The 261-nt window shown below is 70.1% G+C and carries 1 protein-coding gene; it reads right to left on the bottom strand.

Going from position 1 to position 261, the window contains the following annotated elements:
- Nucleotides 1-261: PAS domain-containing protein (locus tag RAD04_RS38910; protein ID WP_461627998.1), on the bottom strand; the 261-nt coding region annotated here is incomplete at both ends.

Here is a 261-nt window from a genome sequence, read left to right as displayed (position 1 = left end):
TCGCGCCCGCGTTCGGTGGCATTCCTCCTCGCCGACGAGGGTCGCAAGCTCCTGCGCGCATATCTCGATCGGCGTCCTTCCAAAGAGCCTTGCGAAGGCGCTGTTGGCCCGCTCCACGCGGCCATCCTTGGCGATCAGCGCCGCCGGCGCCGGGCTCTGCTCGAAGCTCGCGTCGAGCAGAGCCAGTTGCGCCCCGAGGCCGGCGATTTGGGCGTCCTTCGCGCGCAGCCGCGCGTCGTCGGACGCTTTGCGCGAGCTTTG

Source organism: Bradyrhizobium sp. 25ACV, assembly GCF_054863005.1.
Note: the sequence above shows the minus strand (reverse complement) of the source record. Positions and strands in the feature narration are given on the sequence as shown.